The 2497-nt window shown below is 64.9% G+C and carries 4 protein-coding genes; 1 reads left to right on the top strand and 3 read right to left on the bottom strand.

Annotated features, from left to right (window positions below):
- Window positions 1–378 precede the first annotated feature (378 nt).
- A complete protein-coding gene (locus tag ABZW16_RS43715; RefSeq protein ID WP_354962059.1) occupies window positions 379–510 on the top strand; it encodes a hypothetical protein in 132 nt (43 codons plus the stop codon).
- 200 nt (window positions 511–710) lie between these two features.
- Here ABZW16_RS43715 and ABZW16_RS43710 read toward each other — a convergent pair whose 3' ends face one another.
- The 3 genes from ABZW16_RS43710 to ABZW16_RS43700 form a co-directional block, all read right to left on the bottom strand.
- Window positions 711–1262: a flavin reductase family protein gene (locus tag ABZW16_RS43710; RefSeq protein WP_354962058.1), complete on the bottom strand. Its 552-nt coding sequence runs from the start codon at window positions 1260–1262 to the stop codon at window positions 711–713.
- 171 nt (window positions 1263–1433) lie between these two features.
- On the bottom strand, window positions 1434–1907 hold the full coding sequence (locus ABZW16_RS43705) for a YbaK/EbsC family protein (RefSeq protein WP_354962057.1): 474 nt from the start codon (window positions 1905–1907) through the stop codon (window positions 1434–1436).
- A 50-nt stretch (window positions 1908–1957) separates the two neighbouring features.
- Window positions 1958–2278, bottom strand: a complete 321-nt coding sequence (locus ABZW16_RS43700; RefSeq protein WP_354962060.1) for a 2-oxo-4-hydroxy-4-carboxy-5-ureidoimidazoline decarboxylase — start codon at window positions 2276–2278, stop codon at window positions 1958–1960.
- Window positions 2279–2497: the final 219 nt, after the last annotated feature.

Genomic DNA, 2497 nt, shown 5'->3' with positions numbered 1-2497 from the left:
CGGATCCGAACCACCCTCACCCTGCACCCCACCATCCTCGTTGACCCGCCCCTACGGGCCGGGTCAACACACCGAGTTATTCAGCAGTCTCCTAGCCCCACGTCCAGATCGATTGCTGCGCTACTCCCTCCGACTGCTCGCCGAGCGTAGTCATACAGCGGTCGAATACGGCGGCCTGGGCGACCACCATTCGGCTACGTTCGACGGACCCCGGCCCGGGGCTGAATATGGCAGGAGCTAGCTGGATGCGGCACTGAGGCCGCCGACTTCGTTCTGCGAAATTCACCGCGCGATCGCGACCCGATGGAACCTCCGCCCGGTCACCTGCGTCAAGGAAGGCGATGGCACTCGTCCAGCGGATCTCGGAAAGGCGGCTGAATGAATTCGGCAGAGCGGGATGCGCTCCAGTCCTGGACGGACGGGATGCGCGGCCGAGTCGACCATATGACCGATGTCTACGAGCGGCAGCTACAGCAGTTCGACGCAGCCAAATCGGAGCCCCGACCATGAGTTCGGCTGGGACGACCACCAAGGATCCGTCCACGGCGCCGCCGAAGGAACCGGTTAAGCCGAACTGACCCCGGACTCGACCCGGCCGTCATTATTGGACCTCGGTGCGGGCGACACCTTCCCTATCGAGGTTCACAGGGGCTCACCGCTCGATCTTTAGCGATCGAACTCTATTGCTGCCCAGCAGAATTCGACCGCGCTCACTCTTCGAGCGAGGTCGGGCGGTAGTAGCGACCCCGGTAGTAGAGCAGGGGCGCAGCGGCGGGCTGTTCCTCGGTGCTGTCGCGCATTCGGGTGACCAGGCCGACGACGAAGGTGTGGTCACCGATCGGGATCAGCTGCTTAATGGTGGCCCGAATCCAGATGGGGGTGCCGTGCAGCACCGGCTCGCCGCTGTCCAGGGTGGTCCACAGCGAACGATCGGTGAAGCGTTGATCGGCGGTGCGGGCGAAGCGCTGGGCCAGATCGTGCTGATGTTCGCCGAGGAAGTGGATGACCACGGACTCGGCCGCCCGCAGCGCGGTCAGGCTCGATGAGGTGTGGGCGATATTGAAGGAGACCAGCGGCGGCTCCAGCGACAGCGATGCGAAGGACGTGGCCGTGAAACCGACCGGACCATTTTCCGAGCCGAGGGTGACCACCGTGACGCCCGCGGGATAGTGCCGCATGGAGGCGCGGTACTGCTCGGCGGTGATACCGCTCAGATCGTCGGGAACCTGGATATCCGTGGCAGGCGGTTGCGCATCGGTCACAGCTGCCCCTCGTCAGCGCTCGGCTCCGCTGCGACCGTCGGTGCTGTGTTGCTGGTTCTCCGCTCGCTCACATGACGAAACTACGCCGGGTTTGTCGGTAATGGATCGCCCCATGATTGTTGGATTGATCTCCATCCCGCGATCCGCGCTGTTCCTGGGCGGGCGCGGAATTCAGTCCACGTCGATCGGAAGTCCGGCGGTAATGCGCACCAGCTCGCGAAACGAGGTGCGGAACACGGTATTCGGAACGCCGCCCGCGGCCCACACCTCCCGGTGCGCCGATAGCGCATTGTCCACCCAGGTCGGCAGGTTGGTGGGGTGGCCGACCGGTGCGATACCGCCGATGGGCTGACCGGTCACCTGCTGCACCATATCGGCGGGGGCGGGGGTGAGCGTGCCTTCCAGTCGTGCGCCGGTGTTCGCCAGATCCACCTGATGCGCCCCGGAGACCAGCAGCAGCACCGGATCCTCGTCGAGCAGGAACACCAGCGACTTCGTAATGGCGCCCACATCGACGCCGAGTGCCCGTGCGGCATCGGCGGCGGTGGGCGTGGGAGCGGGCTGAGTGACGATGACACCATGGTGGCCGCGCGCGATCAGGGTATCCGCGACCCGGCATGCGACTGGTGGAAGCGACCTGCGCATGGATCCAGAGTAGAGCGATTGCGGGCGATACGCCGGGCGAGTTTCGCCGGTCAGTATTCGGGATATCCTTCGGTGGGTCCGAGCAGCCGGTCGATCCGGTCGTGCACCACCCGGACCAGCTCCGTCATGTTGCGCTGCGAGACCTGTTCGTGCACAACCGCATCGAAGGCGCGATCGAGATCGGATTGCGAGAGCGCCAGCAGTTCGACATCCGCCGTGGCCAGCAGCGCATCGCGATCCGGATAGGGCCGGGCGTCGGCGAGCGTGGCCGCCCAGGTGACATTGCAGCAGACTTCGAACAGCGCGTGTACGGCACGGGCGTGAGTCATCGCATTGAAACGGTCTAGCCCTATTCCTTGATGCATCAGCACGATGGCCTCCCAGCCGGATGATGCGGAGTTTGCTGACTCGACCATCATGCGGCCAGCGTCGACTGGGCAACCAGTGCGCCACACCAACTTTTGCACAGGATTTACATGCTGTATTGGATTTGCCGCGCCTGCGGCGCTGCGTGTTCGCGGCCCCCTGGTGTCTCGCGTCCGAGCCGTCGAGACTCGCGACTGCGTCGCATGCGCTTCGACGACTCGGAC

This window comes from Nocardia sp. NPDC004604, assembly GCF_040609795.1.
Classification (GTDB): Bacteria; Actinomycetota; Actinomycetes; order Mycobacteriales; family Mycobacteriaceae; genus Nocardia.
Note: the sequence above shows the minus strand (reverse complement) of the source record. Positions and strands in the feature narration are given on the sequence as shown.

Excerpts from the sequence above, each read along its gene's own strand:
- ABZW16_RS43715 (WP_354962059.1), top strand. The coding sequence starts at position 379 with ATGAATTCGGCAGAGCGGGATGCGCTCCAGTCCTGGACGGACGGGATG.
- ABZW16_RS43705 (WP_354962057.1), bottom strand. The coding sequence starts at position 1,907 with ATGCGCAGGTCGCTTCCACCAGTCGCATGCCGGGTCGCGGATACCCTG.